The sequence below is a fragment of the Microcoleus sp. T3_D1 genome, from assembly GCF_036700405.1.
Lineage (GTDB): Bacteria > Cyanobacteriota > Cyanobacteriia > Cyanobacteriales > Microcoleaceae > Microcoleus.
Genome location: NZ_JAUBOV010000104.1, coordinates 1 through 20514, shown reverse-complemented (window position 1 = coordinate 20514; position 20514 = coordinate 1). Strand labels below are relative to the sequence as shown.

Sequence of the window (20514 nt, the reverse complement as noted above, 5' to 3'; positions counted from 1 at the left end):
GGATGCTCATGGTCTTTTAATGCTTGTTGCAGAGTTTCCTTTGTTTCTGAACTGAGGAAGTTTTTAGTAGGCATTGACTTTATCGGAAAATTATCATAGTATACCATACAATATGCGTTTTAGATGCTGAACAGCTTATACTGGAGAAGAATTATTGAGTAACTACAAAACATTTAATTAGGGTTTACCTGTATGAAACTTAAACCTAAAATCACCATCGCCGACCATTTTGCCGACTTAGAAGATCCCAGAATTGAGCGGACAAAACATCATCAATTAATTGACATTATCACCATCTCAATTTGTGCCGTGATTTGCGGTGCTGATACATGGGTGGATATTGAAAGTTACGGGCGAGCTAAATACGAATGGTTAAAGAAAATTTTAGAATTGCCGAATGGCATCCCTTCACATGACACAATTGCGCGAGTATTTTCTCGCCTCAAACCGGAGCAATTTCAGAAATGTTTTTTGAGTTGGATTCAATCTATTAGTTGCTTCAATCCTGGAGAAGTAATCGCAATTGATGGCAAAACTCTTCGCCATTCTTACTCACGGGGAGGAGATAAAAAAGCAATTCATATGGTCAGTGCTTGGGCGACGAGTCAAAGATTAGTTTTAGGACAAGTTAAGGTTGATAAAACGTCTAATGAAATCACAGCCCCATCCGGCTTTACTCAAAGTATTAGAATTGAATGGAAGCATTGTCACCATTGATGCTATGGGCTGTCAGAGGTCAATTGTGAAGTCAATTGTCGAACAAAAAGGAGATTATGTAATCACCTTAAAAAAGAACCAACCATCCCTGTATGCCCGAGTAGAAGAGTTGTTTAAACAAGCAATTAGACAAGGATTTTCGGGTTTTACACATACAGCTTATTCGACAAATAAAGAGAGTAATCACGGTCGCTCAGAAATTCGACATCACTTAATGCTCAGTGACATCAAAGAGCTAATTGACCCCGACAATCAATGGGAGAAATTTCAGAGTATAGGTATGATAGAATCCGTGAGAATAGTGAAGGGAAAAACAACTATTGAAACTCGTTATTACATTAGTAGTTTACCAAATGATGCTCAAAAATTTGGTAAATCAGTCCGGAGCCATTGGGGAATTGAAAATTCTTTACATTGGGTATTAGATGTGGGTTTTCGTGAAGATGAGTGTCGGATTAGAAAAGATAATGCTCCCCAAAATTTTGCTATGATTAGACACATCTCGCTCAATCTTTTGAATCAAGAGAAAACTTCAAAAAGTGGAGCAAAAAATAAGCGACTTCGAGCCGGGTGGGATGATGACTATTTGACTAAAATCCTCGCTGTTGCAGTTAACTAAATTCTCACGAATAACTCATTACTAACTATTATACAACTTGTCAACAGTGGTTGTAATAGTTTTATTGTCTCAAAATTAGCACAAGCGTAAAAACCACCATTAATCAGTTACTGTTTTCTTACTAAAGTCATTACAAAGCGTGTCGTGCGATTCGTTTAACCTAAAATAGGGATTAAAAAACCCCTTATGGGATGGTTAACCCAGTTGATGAAACTGGTGATAACTGACTACACATATAGGTGAGGGTATTGCCCAAGTCCTATCCTCCAAGTGCAGGAGTGAAAGCATATCCCCTAGTTTATTGGGTAGCAACCAATAGGCTAAAGCGGGGATAAAAGATAAAAATACTGAAAGCCAAATTTGGTAATTGTCGAGCAAGAGTCCATGCGTAGCGAAAGCAAAGATGTGTCTGAACCATCGTAATTGTAAATGGTGTAATGGCTAAATCAAGGATAAACCCGCTGAAAAATACGGTAAAGACTGATTAACACCAAGCCAAAAGGCAAGGATAGGGCATAAGCGTTTGACACTCCGACTTATAAGCACCGCCCATTAAACCCGGTGGAAAGCATCACAGCTAAAGACTCTAACAATGTGTATTCGGAACGAAGTAACCCTTGATTATCTCTGGTAAGGTCGATAACCAGTAAGTAGCTAACGAACGGTAATTAAGGGAGGGATTGTATCAGAAGCGAAAGGCTCTACTGTAATGGTAGAGATATGCTGACAGATACACGGTAATTCCAAAGGAATAAAACAACTAGCAATGAATAAATCTAAAACGCTGAACAATCAGACGGTGGAGTGGAAAGACATCAACTGGCGCCAGCTAGAAAGGGTGACTTTTAAGTTGCAAAAGCGAATATTCCAAGCGAGTGAACGTGGTGATGTTAAAGCAGTTCGCAAACTTCAGAAGACCCTGATTAGGTCTTGGTCTGCAAAATGTATTGCGGTACGAAGGGTAACACAAGATAACAAAGGAAAAAATACGGCTGGTGTGGATGGCGTTAAATCGCTGACCCCAAAGCAACGTATTAACCTTGTTGGTAAGTTAAAGTTGGAAGGCAAGGCAAAACCCACTCGTAGGGTTAATATTCCCAAACCCGGAACAACGGAAACAAGACCATTAGGAATACCCACAATCAACGACCGCGCACTGCAAGCGTTAGTTAAACTAGCGCTAGAACCTGAGTGGGAGGCAAAATTCGAGCCAAACTCATACGGTTTTCGACCAGGGCGTTCCTGTCACGATGCGATTGGAGCAATATTCGACAGTATTAGTAAAAAAGCCAAATATGTGCTAGATGCTGATATTGCCAAATGCTTTGACCGTATAGACCATAGAACGTTACTCTCCAAAATACACACATACCCCACAATGAGCCGCCAATTGAAGGTATGGCTCAAAGCAGGTTACTGTGTAGGACATGAATTATTTCCTACTAATGATGGTACTCCACAAGGCGGGGTAATTTCTCCCTTACTTGCGAACATTGCCCTACATGGGATGGAAGAAAGAATAAAACAGTACGCGGAAACACTAAAAGGATACAAACGGGATAACCGTTATGCCCTTAGCCTAATCCGTTACGCTGATGACTTCGTGATAATCCATGAGGATTTAAACGTAGTCAAGAAATGTCAGGAGATAATTGCAGAATGGTTGTATGACATGGGATTGGAATTAAAATCAAGCAAGACAAAATTAACCCACACCCTTAACAAATTAGATGGAAATGTTGGGTTTGAGTTTCTAGGGTTCCATGTACAGCAGCATGAGGTAGGTAACTACCGTGCAGCATCAAATGGACACTTTAAGCTAGGTTTTAATACATTAATCACCCCTTCAAAAGCCAAGGTTAAGGCTCATCTAGCCAAAATTGCCGAAGTAATAGATACCCATAAAACCGCCCCTCAAGCTGCCTTAATTTGCAAGCTCAATCCGATAATTAGGGGATGGTCAAACTATTATTCGACAGTTGTAAGTAAGAAAACCTTTAACAAGGTTGACCATTTAACTTATGACAAGTTAAGAGCCTGGGCAAGAACGAGGGGAAAAGGGAACATCAATAAGGATAAATACTGGCGAACAGTAGGCGACCGCAATTGGTGTTTTAGTACCGAGAACGGAATAGAACTAACACAGCACTCAGATACGCCAATCGTAAGGCATATCAAAGTAAAGGGTGTTGCTAGTCCGTTTGATGGAAACTGGACTTATTGGAGCAAGCGTAGAGGTGAATACCCAGGAACTCCTAACAGGGTTGCATCATTAATCAAGCGTCAAAAGGGTATTTGTTCTCACTGTGGTTTGTACTTTACCAGTACAGATGTTGTAGAAGTTGACCATATTAAACCGACATCATTAGGTGGAAGAGATACCTACGACAACCTGCAACTTCTGCATAAACACTGCCACGACGCAAAGACAGCAACAGATGGGTCAATACACGATAAAGAAGGTGTCAAAACCGATAGCGTGTCTTAAATCGTATCCATAACAAGGATGGTATTATCAAGGAGCCGGATGAGGTGAAAGTCTCACGTCCGGTTCTGAAGGAGAGGTAGAGGTGGCAACGCCTCTATCGACTCTAACTGTAGCTTCTTTGAATGGTGAATTTATCTCAAAATATACTCACCACTGATGAACAGTGTTCAATAAGATGCGTTCCCCCTGTACGCAGACACAGTATTATAGTGGGGCTGCATAATTCCTGTAGGTGCAAATAAACCGACTACCGGGTTTGGGCGGTTGAGAACAGCAATAAACTGCCTGCTAGTCGAGATATAGGCGGTACCCGCCTCTACAAGATATTATTATTTTTTCCTGCCGATCGACTTAATTGATTTTTTATCAATTACCAATTAATTTTGACAATAGGGGGCGTGATGTTGTAGAGGCCGAGGCCACATTCTATTAATAATTCGATTGTTTGATTAATAATTTTCATAAATTGTCTTTCATCGCCAGCCCTGTTCAATATACCTCTCTAATAATTATTGTGGAACAGGCATCCTGCCTGTTCAAGACAGGCTTTGCTGGAGATGTCTAATAATTATAATTACCTTGGTTGCGATGGCTTCATTCCTCCAACTCCTCAACTGCCGATCGCGCATAACAATTTTACTAATATTACCATAAGCGTTCCACCCAACAGGCTCTCATGAATCATATCAACTCCGCTACCATCGGAATTGTAAAATCGAATCAACAGTCAATACTCAACTATCATTGAGTTTTTCGACTGACAGTTAACAGTCAACAGTCAACAGTCAACAGTCAACAGTCAACAGTCAACAATAATTCCGGTGCAACCGGAATTGATATCACCACTTTTTCTCTAAGTGCCGCACCAAGCGAGAATTGGATAGTCAACAAAAATCATACGGCAAGAACGATCGCAGGTTTTTAGCACACCCAATCAACTTCCGGTTCTACATCCGCTGCAGGCATCGCGGGTTCCTTCTAACTCGGCCGGTGGTTTCTGCACTCTTATGCGCTGCATAAATCAATCAAATTTTTAAATCCTGTTAATATATCGCCGACAGATACATTTAACCCGGTAAATCCCGGACGCTCGCCAGGAATAACCGTGTATGGCAAGATAGAGAAAGCAGCAAGCTCTCCCATCAAGGAGGTATCTCTCAAAGCTTTCAACAAAATATTGAAAGCACCGTTTTTGTCTCTGTCCAGGGTGTGTCCGCACTCTGGACATTTAAAGACTTTAGACCCGCCTAATTTAGTATGGACCTGTCCACACTTTGAGCAGGTTTTTGATGTGTACTCTTCTGTTACGTCTACTACAACACCACCATGTTTAGTGGCTTGATGCTTCAACATTTGCTTGAAACGATAATGACTTAAAGTGACCATCGCCCTAGCTGTTTTAGTTGCTAAAGAGCGCTTACCTTTCTTGACCATTTGTTGTGTCTCAAAGGTTGGCAAGAAAATTAACTTGTACTTACCTGTCAAATATTTTGCAGCTTTTTTATGCAATTCATTGACTAAGTTTTTGATTTTGATTCTAATTTTTGCTGCTGATTTTCGCAGGCAATACCTCAGTCGCTTGAATTCCCTTCCTTTATTTAGCCCAATACGGGACATCAATTTGTCTAGATGTCTTGCTAGCCGATAGATGCGACCGATATCGTTTTTTCCTATTTCGACAAAGCCGCTGCCGTCAAAACCAGTAAGGAAAGTTCTAACACCAGGATCTAAAGCGATAACCAAATCGCTATCAATCGGCTTGATTTTTGGTACATCAATTGCATAGCAGATAAACCATTGCCTGTTAATCAAGCTGAGTGTTGGTTCGTGTTGCATTACCTCTGTGATAGGTTCCGATGCTTTAAAGGTTAGTCCCTTAGTAGAAAGCGGGTAAAAAGTTCCAAACTTCCAGTTAGATGTTTGAAACCGGATAGTCTCAGATGTATCAAAACGGCTTCTGAATTTTGCCGTTCCTTTTGTCTTTTTAGCTGCCTTGTGTGCTTCAAAAGCTTGAAAAACTGCCATTTGTCGCGGATTGTAAGGTTGCTCGGAAACCCAGGTGGGAGCCAAGCCCATTACCTTTTTTCTTAAGTCATACTTGCCAATTCTTTCGTCTTTAAGGATAGCAATTGCTTGGTTGTAACACCATCTACTTGCTGCAATCCAAGTCCTCCATTTGGCTGCTAGCTTGGTTTCCGGGTAAACTCGAATCTTCTTTGATAGCAGATTTGTATTTTCGCAAGCCGTAGAGTCGGCAACTAAAGACGTGGATGATGGCAAGGATATCTTCAACCATTTCTCGTTCTGGAGACAACTCGTTTCTACTGAGAACCATGAGTTGGCAATTGTTTTGTTCGCAGATCCATTTGATGATATCTCCACCAAACCTTGGGAGTCTGTCTTGGTGTCCCACCACAACTGTTGAGATATCTCCTGACATGACTTGTCCCAGAAGGGCAAGCAGCGCTTTTCTTTTGAAACTGAGTCCGCCTCCGATGTCTTTGAAGACTTTAGCTTGCGGATAGAGGCTTTGGAGGTAGCTAACTTGTCTGTCGAGGTCTTCTCGTTGTTTGTAGCTGCTGACTCTGGCGTAGATGGCTGTAATTCGGTCGTGTCCGGTTCCGAGAACGCTGTCGATGTCGTAGCGTCGCTGGTTGGAGGGGGTTCTGATTGCTGATATTTTGTCGGCAAGTTCCCAGTTTCTAAGGGTTTTGTCTGAGACTTGCAGGATTTTGCAAGCTTCTGGCGGTGTGACATATCTGGTCATCGCTAGGTGGGATTTTTGTTCTCAATAGAGAATATAAGGTTTTACAATGATTTACAAAGAATTTCTAAGAAATCGTTTACTTTGCGACGACAGTTCGTTGACTATCTTGACTCTTCCCTTAATCACAGAACGCAGCAGGCGGTTGATCGAATGTCTGTATTCATCATCGAGAGAGTCGTCCAAAACAGCGGCCATCAAGCCGTAGCGATCGGCTAAAGTCAAACAACCCGTCTCCGTAACAGAGGCAAGCATTTCGGAAATAGCGCCGGGGATAAGTTGAACTAAAAACATGAGACGTTCCCTGAATTCGATACTTATATAATCTCTCGTTCTCCAAAAATCAAGAGTGACGCTGGCATAGCACACAATGTGATGTTTTGAGGCAAACTGTGTGACAGCGACCCTCTAATGTTGTGACGATCTCGTTCTAAGTCTGCGATCGCAGTCACAAAATTAATCTTAGATATTCCCATATCCCCCTCTCCCCTCCTAAATCTAAAGATTTAGAGAGATTTTTCGGTTTTGGGGGTCTCTTTACCCATTTGCCATGTATAAAACGCATCGGCAGTATGCGAAATATTCATAAAACTCAATATTTTGTAAAAATAGATACGAATATTTACAATCGGGGGCTTTACATTAGCTCATAACAAAGGTGCATCGAAACAGAGCGATCGACCGAATCATCGGTAGCAACTATAACCATAAATAGTTTGGCCACGTTCGAGCCAGCGCCCAGTCAAGCTCAAGTTTACAGAAGACCAACCATGCTTAAAAGAAATTCGTTCTAGTAACTAAATATACAGTTTTAAATCCATACACTCACTAAGGTTAGCAGGAAAGACACACTTTATGCTCCAAGTCAATACCTCCCCACACAAGCCAGCAGCGAGGGTAAACCGATGACCCAAACAGTAGAACCCAAAGCCCAAGCGAGCCTGAACAAGTTTGAAAAACTCAAAGCCGAAAAAGATGGCTTAGCATTAACAGCCGAACTCGACCACTTCGCCGCAATCGGCTGGGAAGCAATGAACGAAACAGATCGCGAGCACCGCCTCAAATGGCTCGGCATCTTCTTTCGGCCAGTAACTCCCGGCAAATTCATGATGCGGCTGCGCTTGCCCAACGGCATTATTACTAGCAATCAAACCAGAACGCTAGCAGAAATCCTCCAACGCTACGGCGACGACGGCAGCGCCGACATCACCACCAGACAAAACCTGCAATTGCGCGGAATTCGCATCGAAGACGTACCCGACATCTTCCGCCGCCTCAAAGAAGCGGGCATGACCAGCATCCAGTCTGGCATGGACAACGTGCGTAACATCACGGGTTCCCCAGTCGCAGGGCTCGACGCCGACGAACTGATAGATACGCGGGAACTGGCGAACCAAGTCCAAGACATGATTACGAACAGCGGCGAAGGCAACCCCGCGTTTTCAAATTTGCCGAGAAAGTTTAATATTGCGATCGCAGGCTGCCGCGACAACTCAGTCCACGCAGAAATCAACGACATCGCCTTCGTACCCGCTTACAAAGACGGCAACATCGGCTTTAACGTTTTAGTCGGCGGTTTCTTCTCCGCCAAACGCTGCGAAGCTGCAATTCCTCTCAACGCATGGGCAAGTCCCAGCGACGTTGTAGATTTGTGCAAAGCAATTTTAACTGTGTTTCGCGATCGAGGCCCAAGAGCAAACCGCCAAAAATCGCGGCTGATGTGGCTGATTGACGAACTCGGAATCGCACAATTCCGAGCCGAAGTCGAACAAGAATTAGGTCGCACTTTGCCCGCCGCCGCCCTCAAAGATGAAATCGTCTGGGAAAAACGCGACCACATCGGCATCTACCCCCAAAAACAATCAGGGCTCAACTATGTAGGGCTGCACGTTCCAGTCGGACGGCTGCAGGCATCGGATTTGTTCGATTTGGCCAGAATTGCCGAGGTTTACGGCAGCGGCGAGCTCAGGCTCACTGTCGAAGAAAACGTGATTATTCCCAACGTTCCCGACTCGCGGATTGAATCGCTGGTCAAAGAACCGCTGTTGCAGCGTTTTTCCATCGAGCCCGCACCGCTGATGCGAGCCTTGGTTTCCTGCACCGGCGCCAAGTTTTGCAACTTCGCCCTCATCGAAACCAAAAGCCGCGCCGTGGCAATGATTGAGGAACTCGATGTCGAACTGTCACTTCCCAAACCTGTCAGAATTCACTGGACAGGTTGCCCCAATTCCTGCGGTCAACCCCAGGTAGCAGACATTGGTTTGATGGGAACAAAAGTTCGCAAGAACGGCAAAACCCTCGAAGGTGTAGACATTTACATGGGAGGCACAGTTGGCAAAGACGCTCATTTGGGTGCTTGCGTCCAAAAAGGCATCGCTTGCGAAGACCTCAAACCGCTGCTGTATCAACTGTTAGTCGAGCAGTTTGGGGCAGTTCCCAAACAGATTACAGGGGATGTAGCTGTGCTGCAGCGGCAACTGCAATTGACGGTTGAGGAGGGCGAAGCGGCAGCCCAAGCACCCAAACCTCAGACATCTACTGTCATTTTCGCTCGATCGGGCAAAGAAGTTGCTTGCAGCGAAGATGAGTACATTCTCGACGTTGCCGAACGGGCCGGAGTCGAACTTGACAGCGATTGCCGAAAGGGAGTTTGTGGCACTTGCAAGCAGCAACTCCTAGAAGGTAATATTGCCGCCTACGACAGCCACCCCGAAGCGGCCGCCGGCTTAGAACCAGGGTTCATTTTAGCTTGCAGCGCGCGGGCTCTCGGCAGAGTGACGATCGACGCCTAATCTCATAATGTGAGATGCGATGCGAAGGTCGCGAATCAATCTCACATCTCACATTTCCACCATCTCAAAGTACAACAACAATTCAAGACAAATGAGCAACCTTTCTAGAAGAAAATTCATCATCACCGCTGGAGCAACAGCAGCCGGCACCCTCCTAGCCCACGGTTGCAGTTCCAGTTCCACCACATCTAACCCAGGTGCCAGCCCCGCAGCCGGCGGCGCATCACCCACCGCCGCCCCAGCAGTCAACATCAATCCCGCCGACGCCCCAGAAGTTACCGCAGCCAAACTCGGATTCATCGCCCTCACCGACGCAGCACCCTTAATCATCGCCCAAGAAAAAGGGTTATTTGCCAAGTACGGCATGAAAGACGTACAAGTTACCAAACAAGCATCTTGGCCAGTTACTCGCGACAACTTAGAACTCGGTTCCGACAAAGGCGGCATTGACGGGGCCCACATTTTATCCCCGATGCCTTACCACATGACATTAGGCACTATTACCAAAGGCAATCAGCCAGTGCCGATGAACATTCTGGCGCGGTTAAATACTAACGGTCAGGCAATTTCGCTCAGCAAAAAATACCTAGATTTAAAAGTAGGTACAGACAGCGCACCGCTGAAAGCAGCTTTTGGCCAAAACGTTCCTGTTGCTATAACTTTTCCCGGCGGTACTCACGACTTGTGGATGCGCTACTGGCTGGCAGCCGGCGGTATTAATCCAGATACAGATGTTTCCGTGATTCCCATACCGCCGCCCCAAATGGTAGCGAACATGAAATCTGGCAGCATGGAAGCCTTTTGCGTCGGCGAACCTTGGAATGCTCAGCTAGTTACTCAAAAGGTAGGATACACCGCCTTAGTAACCGGAGAACTTTGGAAAGACCACCCAGAAAAAGCTTTAGCTTTAAGAGGAGATTGGGTTGAGAAAAACCCCAAAGCTGCTAAAGCAATAACAATGGCCGTACTGGAAGCCCAGCAGTGGTGCGACAAGGCAGAAAATCACGATGAGATGTGCCAAATCATCTCTCAAGATAAGTGGTTAAAAGTTCCAGTAGCAGATATTATCAGTCGCTCTAAAGGTCAAATTGACTACGGTACCGGCCGCATAGAAGCTGCCAGCCCTGTGGCGATGAAATTCTGGGCTGATAATGCTTCTTATCCCTACAAGAGTCACGATGCTTGGTTCTTAGCTGAAAATATTCGCTGGGGTTATATCCCGGCAACTACCGACATCAAAGCAACCGTTGATAAAGTTAACCGCGAAGATATTTGGAAAGCAGCAGCGACAACACTTGGCGTCCCCGCCGCCCAAATTCCTACTACCACTTCTCGCGGTGTCGAAACCTTCTTTGACGGGGTGAAGTTTGACCCAGAAAAACCAGAAGAATATCTGAAGGGTCTGGCAATCAAAAAAGCCTAATTAGTTGGTTGACGGTTAACAGTTGACGGTTAACAGTTGACAAACCCCTAAAAGTGATGGTGTTGGACAGAGTGAAACGGAGGGTTCGATCGACGGGCCAAACCTGGTGAACTCTGTTCAAAGTATCTAGAAATAATCGATTATTCACAATACTGCAAAAAGAAAAATGGCAACAAACATCGCTGTTACTAAAAGCAAAAATCCCGTAAATTTAGTTCTGGATCATGTTCAAAAAAACCGCCGAAAAATCATCCGCCCGCTGGTAGCAATTACAGTTCTGCTCATAATCTGGCAAATCCTCTGCAACAGTCCAGAGTCCAGCTTGCCGGGGCCAATCAAAGCTGTCCAAGAAACCTGGAATCTGATTATCAATCCGTTCTTCGACAACGGCGGTACAGACAAAGGCTTGTTCTGGCAAATTTTTGCTAGCTTGCAGCGGGTGGCGATCGGCTTTACTTTGGCAGCAGTTCTCGGCATCAGTTTGGGAATCCTGATCGGCACAAACTCCCTAATGTTCGATGCTTTAGACCCGCTGTTTCAAGTATTCAGAACTATCCCGCCCCTGGCTTGGCTGCCGATCGCCCTGGCTGTATTTCAACAGTTCAATCCCTTTGAAGGCATGGGGGTGAAAGCTAACGAAGTTTCTGCACTTTTCGTAATCTTAATTACAGCAATTTGGCCGATTCTAATTAACACCACAGTAGGCGTTCAACAAATACCCCAAGACTACAGAAACGTCGCCCGCGTATTGCGCCTACCAAACCAAAAATACTTCTGGAAAATCCTGCTTCCCTCTTCTGTTCCTTACATCTTCACTGGCTTGAGAATTGGAATCGGTTTGTCTTGGCTGGCGATCGTCGCTGCGGAAATGTTAGTCGGCGGCGTCGGTATCGGCTTCTTCATCTGGGACGCTTACAACAGTTCTCGACTCAGTGCAGTGATTCTAGCAGTGCTTTATGTAGGAATCGTCGGTTTGATTTTAGACAGAATCGTTGGTTTCATCGCTTCCAAAGTTGTTCCAGAAGAACAGAAATAGGATTTGGGAATGGGGCATCGGGCATCGGGCATCGGGCATGGCGAATGGGGAATGGGGAATGGTTGCCAACTACAAACTGCTAGAAATTAGTTGTAAATTAATGCCCTGGGCGGGCTAATGCCCTGGGCGGGCCAATGCCCAATGCCCAATGCCCAATGCCCAATGCCCAATTTCCAATTAATAATTAGCATCTAGAAAATACCAACTAACCTAAAAGAGCCATGTCAGTATTTGTTGAAGTAGACCACGTTGACCGCGTATTTAACTTGCCCAATGGAGAGCAATACATTGCTCTTAAAAATATCGAACTGAAAATTAAAAAAGGAGAATTCATCACCTTAATTGGGCACTCTGGCTGCGGCAAATCTACGCTGCTAAATATCATCGCCGGCCTCGACAAAGCAAGTCAGGGCGGGATTACTTTAGAAGGACGCGAAGTCCGCGATCCAGGCCCGGACAGAATGGTGGTGTTTCAAAATTACTCGCTGCTACCTTGGCTGACGGTGCGCGAAAATATCGCCCTAGCAGTAAATGAAATTTACAGCGGTAACTCTCAAGAAGATCGCGAGTTGGTGATCGAACACCACATTAAATTGGTCGGACTCGGACACGCCGCCGACAAACGCCCAGGCGAAATTTCTGGGGGGATGAAACAAAGAGTTGCGATCGCCCGCGCCCTAGCAATTCGCCCGAAATTGCTGCTGCTAGACGAACCCTTCGGCGCCCTTGATGCTTTAACTCGCGGCGGTTTGCAAGACCAGTTGATGAAAATTTGCGAAGAAAGTAAAGTCACCAGCGTGATGGTAACTCACGACGTGGATGAGGCTTTATTACTGAGCGATCGCATTGTAATGCTCACCAACGGCCCGGAAGCGCAAATCGGGCAAATCCTCGAAGTGAACATTCCCCGCCCCCGCAAGCGCATGGAAGTTGTCAACCATCCGAGTTACTACGCGCTGCGTAACGAAATGGTTTACTTCCTCAACCAGCAAAAGCGGGTCAAACAGCGCAGGGCCAAACAACAACCGCCTGTCATCGCCCGCAACGGCCTGGAAAAAATCAACCTGGACATCGGCTTTATTCCCCTCACCGACTGCGCCCCCTTAGTAGTAGCCAAAGAAAAAGGATTCTTCAAAGCGCACGGCTTGGAAGAAGTCACTCTCAGCCGCGAACCTAGCTGGAAAGCGATCGCCAAAGGAGTCGCCGAAGGACGGCTGGACGCGGCGCAAATGGTCGCAGGAATGCCGATCGGTATGCTGTTGGGGCTCGACGGTGAAGCCCCTGTACCCGTCTGTAGCGCCCTCACGCTGTCTCGCAACGGCAATTCGATTGTTTTCAGCAAAGACCTTTACAGACAAGGCATTCGGACATTAGAGGATTTCAAAGCTGCGATCGCCAAGACTCCGGATAAAGTTCACACCTTGGGCATGGTACACTCCGCCTCCATGCACAATCTGCTGTTCCGCTACTGGCTCGCCGCCGGTGGCATCGACCCCGACCTCGATGTGGGCTTGACCGTGATTCCGCCCCCGCAGATGGTATCGAATTTAAAAGCAGGCAACATTGACGGCTACTGCTCGGGCGACCCCTGGAACTCCCACGCAGTCAACAGCGGTACGGGTTTTGTCATGGCCCGTTCCCTCGATATTCTGCCCGGACACATCGAAAAAGTTCTCGGTGTTACCGAAGATTGGGCTCAGAAATATCCTCAAACCCACCTCGCCCTCGTCAAAGCGCTTTTGGAAGCCTGCGAATACTGCGATGACCGCCGCAACCGCGAAGAAGTCCTAGGATTGATTAGCCAAGAACAATACATCGGCGCCGATCCGAAAGACATCCGTCCGGGGTTCATCGATCCGTACAACTCCGGTACGGAGGCAGAACCCGAAATGCTCTACAACTTCAACCAGTTCTCTGTTGACAAAACCAATTTTCCAGACCGCCTAGAAATGGTGTGGGTGATGGCGCAGATGGCTCGCTGGGGACTGATCCCGTTCCCGAAAAACTGGGTGGAAGTGGTCGATCGAGTTTTGCGGCCCGATGTTTTCGGTCAAGCAGTGCGCGAATTGGGTTTGCCGGATATTGCCAGAGATCGCCGGACGATCGAGCTATTTGACGGCACTGTGTTTAATCTCGACGACCCGATCCACTATCTTCAGAATGTCAAAATCAAACGCAGCGTCCGCATTGAAGAAATTTTAATTGAACAAATAGGCAGTCAATGTTCCATCAAACTGCCAGCATAACCAGCAAATAGGAAGAGGGAATGAGGAGCAAGAAATCAGGAAACAAGACTCCACATTTCCCCCTTCCTAACTCCATAATTTCAAATTATCAATCCCAAGCTGTCATGTCTAATTCCTCAACCCAAAATCCAAATCCTGAAAATATGCAAACTCTAAAAACCCCCCAAACAACCCAAATTCAAACGCAGAAGCAAGACTTTCTTACTATTAAAGACGTATCGAAAGTCTACGAAACTCCTAAAGGCCCTTACGTCGTTCTCGACGGTGTAAACCTGACTATTAATGAAGGCGAATTTATTTGTTTGATCGGTCACTCAGGCTGCGGCAAATCAACTTTGCTGAATATGATTGCGGGATTCAACGGGCCGACAAACGGAGAAGTAGCCCTGGAAGGTTCGCAGATTACTGAACCAGGCCCCGATCGCATGGTGGTGTTTCAAAACTACTCGCTGCTACCGTGGCTGACTGCTACTGAAAATATTCACCTCGGCGTTGAAAATGTTTACCCGGAAAAGTCTGCCGACGAACACAATACCATCGTCAAGGAACACTTGGAATTAGTGGGGCTGACCGAAGCTTGTAACAAAAGACCGGGCCAATTGTCCGGGGGGATGAAACAGCGGGTGGCGATCGCCAGAGCTCTGGCAACTCGTCCCAAACTGTTGATTTTGGACGAACCTTTCGGAGCTCTAGACCCGATTACCAGAGAAGAGTTGCAGGAAGAATTGCTGAAAATTTGGCGGAAGGAAAAAATTACCGTCATTATGATTACTCACGATATTGATGAGGCTTTGTTTTTGGCCGATCGCATCGTGATGATGACCAACGGGCCTGCAGCTTCCATCGGCGAAGATATGCACATTCCGTTCAGCCGTCCCCGCAACCGGGCGCGGATTATGGAAGACCCGAAATACTACGAACTGCGTAACTTTGCTTTGGAGTTCCTGTTTTCTCGCTACGCCCACCACGAAGAAGGTGAAGAAACGGACTCGGAGACAGAAGCCGTCGCGCTACCGATGCCATTACCTGCTAGCAAAAAGCCTGCGGTTGCTGACAGGCCGCTCGCACCTGTACGTTTTGTGTCTCACGCTGCCGAACCCCCAGAAGCTTCGCCGATCAAACGCGGCATCCTGGCAGCCTCGTGGTTCGTAGCAATGGTTACTTTAGCGGCCGTCAATATATCTGCTATTTCCAGCCAGCTAAAGGAAGCGAAACTAGAAGAAACTGCACCGCAGGCTACGACTGCGGTTGTGAGTTCTCCCCCCAGCCCGCAAATTGCAGCAAGTTCGATCGCACCGAATGCAAGTCCTGCACCGAATGCAAGTCCTGCACCCATCGCTGCCGCTAGCCCAGCACCCATCGATGCTGCTGCAAGTCCTGCACCCATTGCTGCTGCTAACAGCGCCGTCGCGCCCAATGCAGCAACCAGCGCCACATCAGAGATTTCTGACAAAGCCGAACTCGATGCGATCGGAAAGCAGTTGTATGCACAAATCGACCAAACATGGAGAACAACTCCGACATTTACCGAAAGCTTGACTTATCGGGTCAAAGTAAAAGAAAACGGCGATATCCTACAGTTCGATCCCACAAATAAAGCAGCTAAAGATTTCGTCAAAGAAACTCCTCTGCCGGTTTTGCAAACTCCTGCCGGTGCCGCAGCAGGCGCTGAAAAAACTGCTGAGTTCCAAGTAACTTTTAGCCCCACCAACGGTGGCGTATTTGAAGTAAAATCAGGGAAGTAGGCGACATAATACTCCCGCACTAAATCTCACCTTGCTATCAACAAGTAGGTCAAAAGTAGTACCTGCGCGCTGTTTGAGTTATGCAATAATTCCTCCTAGCCCCCATCCTTGGGGGTGACAAAAGTTAGGTGGGAATTTCCTCTGTTTTAGGAATATTTAGTAGTAGCCAGAAGTGACTACAAGCGAGAGCGAGCAGGATTTTTAGTAAGATAGCGGGTAATTTTAAATCAGGGTATTGTCCGTTTCTGTGAAGCATTTTTGCGGTAAGTTAGTAATTATTCTCACGTTATTTGCAGGAACCCTCAGTTCCGACTATAGCGATCCTAAAGGAGTCGTAAAAAGATGTAGGGGTAGTGCTAAGAGTGCCTACCCCGGCCTCATGGGGCAACCACGGGGGGATTGCCCCTACAAGAATTACACCAATGATTTAGGATTGCTATATAATAACGAATTACCAATTACGCATTAGCTTTCAAAAATTAGCATCTAAAATCACCAGATGGAAACTATAAAAACTCTTTGCCCATACTGCGGTGTAGGTTGCGGCCTAGAAGTGGTTCCCGACAAAAAACAAAGTTGGAAAGTGCGGGGCGATCGCAACCACCCATCGAGTCAGGGCATGGTTTGTATTAAGGGAGCAACCGTAGCAGAGTCGATTCGGAGCGATCGGCTACTGTATCCAATGATGCGAGATACTCTCGACCAACCGTTCCGCCGCGCTAGCTGGGACGAAGCTCTCGATGCAATTGTTCACCGCATCCAAACAATTCGCAGCACCAGCGGCCCCGATGCTTTGTGCGTTTACGGTTCGGGTCAATTCGCAACAGAAGATTATTATATTGCCCAGAAACTAATGAAAGGTTGTCTGGGTACTAATAATTTTGATGCTAATTCTCGCTTGTGTATGTCTTCAGCAGTCTCTGGATACGTTCAAAGCTTTGGCTCGGACGGGCCGCCTTGCTGTTACGACGATTTAGAATTAACAGATTGCGCTTTTATTATCGGCAGCAATACAGCGGAATGCCATCCGATCGTATTCAATCGATTAGCTAAGTACCACAAAAAGCATCCCCATGTCAAGATGATTGTGGTAGATCCAAGGCGGACTCCGACTGCTGAAGCGGCGGATTTGCACTTAGCAATTAAACCGGGTACGGATATAGATTTGCTTAACGGAATTGCATATTTGCTGTTACGCAGGCAAGCAATAGATTCAGAGTTTATAGAAGAATGCACGGCGAATTTTTCAGCTTTTGCTGAGGTTATTAGCAGCTACACGCCGGAGTTTGTAGCCTCGCGCTGCGGCATTACTGTGGGCGAGTTAGAAACGGCGGCAAACTACTGGGAACAGTCGCAGCGCGTTTTGTCTCTGTGGTCGATGGGAATAAATCAGTCGTCGGAAGGCACGGCAAAGGTGCGATCGCTGATTAATTTGCACTTGATGACCGGTAAAATCGGCAAACCGGGATGCGGCCCGTTTTCCCTCACCGGCCAGCCAAACGCGATGGGAGGGCGGGAAGCCGGAGGACTGTCTCACTTGCTCCCAGGCTACCGTTTTGTGAAAAATGCCGAACACAGAACCCAAGTCGAGGAGTTTTGGGGAATCGCACCGGGAAGCATTTCCCCGAATCCGGGCCGCACAGCTTGGGAGATGATTACCGGTTTGGAAACTGGCGAAGTCGAGTTGCTGTGGATTGCAGCTACCAATCCGGTGGTGAGTATGCCGGATTTGGAACGCACTAAAGCCGCTTTGCTGCGATCGCCCTTTACTATTTATCAAGAAGCTTACTATCCCACTGAAACCTCGGCCTACGCTCACATCCTGCTGCCGGCAACGCAGTGGAGCGAAAAAACTGGAGTAATGACGAATTCCGAACGCCGCGTTACCTTTTGTCCCGGTTTCGACACTCCCTCCGGGGAAGCCCGCGACGACTGGAGCATTTTCGCTGAAGTCGGCCGCCGGTTGGGTTTTGCTGAACACTTTGCTTTCGAGAACAGTGCGGAGGTTTTTACAGAGTACGCACAGTTGACGCGGGGCCAACCTTGCGATATGACCGGCCTCAGCCACGAATACATCCGCCAAGAAGGGCCGCAGCAGTGGCCTTGCCGGGAAAACGAGCCTGTGCATCCAGCTAACGAAGCGAAACGGCTGTATACAGACAGGCGTTTTCACACTCCTGACGCGCGGGCGAGATTTTCGGCCTATCACTCGCGGGGACTGGCAGAACCTCCCGATCCAAATTATCCGTTTGTGTTGACGACAGGGAGACTTTACGGACACTGGCACACGATGACGCGGACGGGTAGAACAGAGAAAATTAATCAATTGCACCCCGATCCGTTTTTGGAAATTCACCCCCGCGATGCTGCCAAATTGCAGATTAAGGAGGGGGATTTGCTGGAAGTTCGATCGCGCCGCGGCAAGGCGCAGTTTCCGGCCAAAGTCACAAAGGCGATCGCCCCAGGTACGCTATTTGTACCGATGCACTGGGGTTCTCTGTGGGCCCAAGGCGCTGAAGCCAATGCCATGACTCATGCTGCAAGCTGTCCAGATTCCAAACAGCCAGAGTTAAAAGCTTGTGCGGTGCAGTTGGTGCAGGTTGGGGCAGAAACTGCGGCGGAAGTTGGATCAGAAGTTGAGGAATTTAATTGGCCAAAATCCCCCCTCGCCGTCACTTCTTGATCTGCCGTCCAACTACGGGATGTTACAGATCACCGAAGAACGAGCGGGAAGCCGCGGGCGATCGACATGGGGAGGAACGCGGTTGACGTTCGGCGAGCGCGAGCGTGGAACTATTTGAGATTTACTCCAAAGATGAATCTGGGAGTTTGAACAAGAGTCTAAAATTTTGCACTCTTCCCGACAGGAGTCCGGGGCTGGTATCCGTTTTTGGGGTAAGAACCTCTCTCGATCGAGCAATTTTGAACCCGGACATACCCTACGCATAAATCTTAAATCCCAAATCCCAGATCTAAAAGCTAAAATGGTTATGCCATTACGCAGCCTAAAAACTGCGTTTCCCCGCCAGAGCTCGGAAACAAGGAAAATGAAATTTATTTATTTTGAGTTTTTCCATTCTTGATTGGGGGTTTTTCCTTCGGGAGAATGTCTTCGGGCGAATGGTTTCTGCCTTCTTTTTAATTAATCGAGTCAGACAATTGCAGTTTGCACCTATAGGTGCTATAATCGTTTTACAAGGCTTTATTTTCGGCAGTACAGTTCGTTCGATCGGCGTTCCTCCGGATTTAAATCTCTACACACTCTGATTCTGGAGAATGTTCAATGTCAATCTATGTCGGCAATTTATCCTACGAAGTAACGCAGGAGCACCTCAACCAAACTTTTGGAGAGTACGGTACAGTAAAGCGCGTTCAGTTGCCTGCTGACCGGGAAACAGGTCGGATGCGGGGTTTCGCTTTTGTAGAAATGTCTACAGAAGCCGAAGAAGCCGCAGCCATTGAGGCTCTTGACGGTGCTGAGTGGATGGGTCGCGACCTCAAGGTCAATAAGGCAAAACCCCGTGAAGAACGTCCTAGTGGCGGCGGTAACTGGGGTAACAACGATCGCGGTGGCAATTCTCGTCGCTACTAAACCACCCGAGCTAAGTTTTTAGCTATCTTGTATATTGCGTCGGAGCAAGCTGGGAGTCAACTATCATTCTCTGTTGAGAATAGATAGTTAGTTCAGTGGTAGCACCGCGCATTAAAAGCCTCAAAATATTGCTAGACAATAGTTTGAGGTTTTTTTATGGCAAAAATTATTAAGCAGGAGTTCGATCGCGTGCGATCGATTCCTCGCTGACACGAAAAACTATAAAATATAACGCAATACGCTTGGGTTAAAACTGTTTATTCCGGGCGAGATCCCCCTCGCATCCCCCTTCTTAAGGGGGACGCAAGAGTAAGTTCTTGTCCCCCCCTTCTTAAGGGGGAGTAGGGGGCAAGCTAAGGGGGGATCGGGCTTAACTGAACCGTATTGAAATATAACGGGCAAAGAGAGCCGCCTTTTCCCAGCAACCGATTGCCGCCGTAAAACCAGGCAATCACAAAGTTTTGCGCTTGCAAACTGTACCGAACAATGACAGAATCATTAAGAATGAAGACTAAATCACTTTTATGCTGAAAAAAATATTTAGGCAAATTTCCAAGTCAAGTAGTGATGAAAATTTTCTGCATTTTACAGAAAGTGTAGAAGTAGTAATATCTAAAATTTTATCACTGGCGATGATTTGGGTAATTCTCCTCAGCGTTTGCGATTTGCTGATTTTTTTAGCAAAAGAATTGGTAAACCACACTGATAATTTGTTAAAAGACACGTTGTTTGTGATATTTGGGTTATTTTTAAATGTTTTAATTGCTCTGGAAATCTTGGAAAATATTACAGCTTATCTGAAAAAGCACGTAATTCAAGTAGAGCTAGTTATTGTAACTTCTTTGATAGCAGTATCTCGAAAAATAATCATTCTTGACCTGGAAAAGAAAACCGCAGCCGACTTGATTGGTTTGGCGACTGCAATTTTCGCGCTTTCCATCAGCTACTTGATAGTGCGAGCCACAAATAGAGGAAAAGATTAATATCGGGAATTGAGAAGTGCGAATTTTTAATAACTAAGGAATGAGAATTAAATAACTTCCACAAGTTTGTGGGATGGGGAGCATCTCAGTTTTGCATTTACAGTGCGAG

Annotated in this window: 12 protein-coding genes and 1 pseudogene; 10 read left to right on the top strand and 3 right to left on the bottom strand. The window is 46.5% G+C overall.

Translation table 11 applies throughout. From position 1 onward, the window contains the following. Positions 1-192: 192 nt before the first annotated feature. Both QT992_RS29945 and ltrA read left to right on the top strand, forming a co-directional pair. Positions 193-1336 (top strand): annotated as a pseudogene (locus QT992_RS29945) (ISAs1 family transposase). A 766-nt stretch (positions 1337-2102) separates the two neighbouring features. Beyond that, entirely contained in the window at positions 2103-3824 is a 1722-nt protein-coding gene (ltrA, locus tag QT992_RS29940; protein ID WP_445251188.1) for a group II intron reverse transcriptase/maturase, read from the top strand. A 1005-nt stretch (positions 3825-4829) separates the two neighbouring features. Here ltrA and QT992_RS29935 read toward each other — a convergent pair. From QT992_RS29935 to QT992_RS29925, 3 genes are read right to left on the bottom strand one after another with little or no spacing between them, the layout of a single operon-like run. Then, a complete protein-coding gene (locus QT992_RS29935) occupies positions 4830-6035 on the bottom strand; it encodes a transposase (RefSeq protein WP_333321847.1) in 1206 nt (401 codons plus the stop codon). Next, entirely contained in the window at positions 5974-6591 is a 618-nt protein-coding gene (locus tag QT992_RS29930; RefSeq protein ID WP_333321845.1) for an IS607 family transposase, read from the bottom strand. Before QT992_RS29930 ends, QT992_RS29935 begins: the two co-directional genes overlap by 62 nt. Positions 6592-6642: 51 nt before the next feature. After that, positions 6643-6882, bottom strand: a complete 240-nt coding sequence (locus QT992_RS29925) for a hypothetical protein (protein ID WP_333143942.1) — start codon at positions 6880-6882, stop codon at positions 6643-6645. 611 nt (positions 6883-7493) lie between these two features. On the opposite strand from QT992_RS29925, the gene QT992_RS29920 reads away from it, so the two are divergent. The 8 genes from QT992_RS29920 (at position 7494) to QT992_RS29880 (ending at position 20405) form a co-directional block, all read left to right on the top strand. Beyond that, the gene (locus tag QT992_RS29920) at positions 7494-9380 is read left to right on the top strand and encodes a ferredoxin--nitrite reductase (RefSeq protein ID WP_445305381.1); all 1887 of its coding nucleotides are present in this window, start codon (positions 7494-7496) and stop codon (positions 9378-9380) included. A 91-nt stretch (positions 9381-9471) separates the two neighbouring features. Beyond that, positions 9472-10803, top strand: a complete 1332-nt coding sequence (locus QT992_RS29910) for a CmpA/NrtA family ABC transporter substrate-binding protein (RefSeq protein WP_333321843.1) — start codon at positions 9472-9474, stop codon at positions 10801-10803. A 166-nt stretch (positions 10804-10969) separates the two neighbouring features. Continuing rightward, positions 10970-11839, top strand: coding sequence for a nitrate ABC transporter permease (gene ntrB / locus QT992_RS29905; protein ID WP_333321841.1), 870 nt, complete (start codon positions 10970-10972; stop codon positions 11837-11839). Positions 11840-12060: 221 nt separating this feature from the next. Continuing rightward, positions 12061-14085, top strand: a complete 2025-nt coding sequence (locus tag QT992_RS29900) for a nitrate ABC transporter ATP-binding protein (protein WP_333321839.1) — start codon at positions 12061-12063, stop codon at positions 14083-14085. A 104-nt stretch (positions 14086-14189) separates the two neighbouring features. Continuing rightward, a complete protein-coding gene (locus tag QT992_RS29895) occupies positions 14190-15830 on the top strand; it encodes a nitrate ABC transporter ATP-binding protein (RefSeq protein ID WP_333321838.1) in 1641 nt (546 codons plus the stop codon). Positions 15831-16329: 499 nt separating this feature from the next. Continuing rightward, complete coding sequence (locus tag QT992_RS29890) at positions 16330-18513, top strand: nitrate reductase (protein WP_333341701.1); 2184 nt, start codon at positions 16330-16332, stop codon at positions 18511-18513. A 600-nt stretch (positions 18514-19113) separates the two neighbouring features. After that, positions 19114-19422, top strand: a complete 309-nt coding sequence (locus QT992_RS29885) for an RNA recognition motif domain-containing protein (protein ID WP_015179102.1) — start codon at positions 19114-19116, stop codon at positions 19420-19422. A gap of 524 nt (positions 19423-19946) precedes the next feature. Continuing rightward, a complete protein-coding gene (locus QT992_RS29880; RefSeq protein ID WP_333143950.1) occupies positions 19947-20405 on the top strand; it encodes a phosphate-starvation-inducible PsiE family protein in 459 nt (152 codons plus the stop codon). Positions 20406-20514 lie beyond the last annotated feature (109 nt).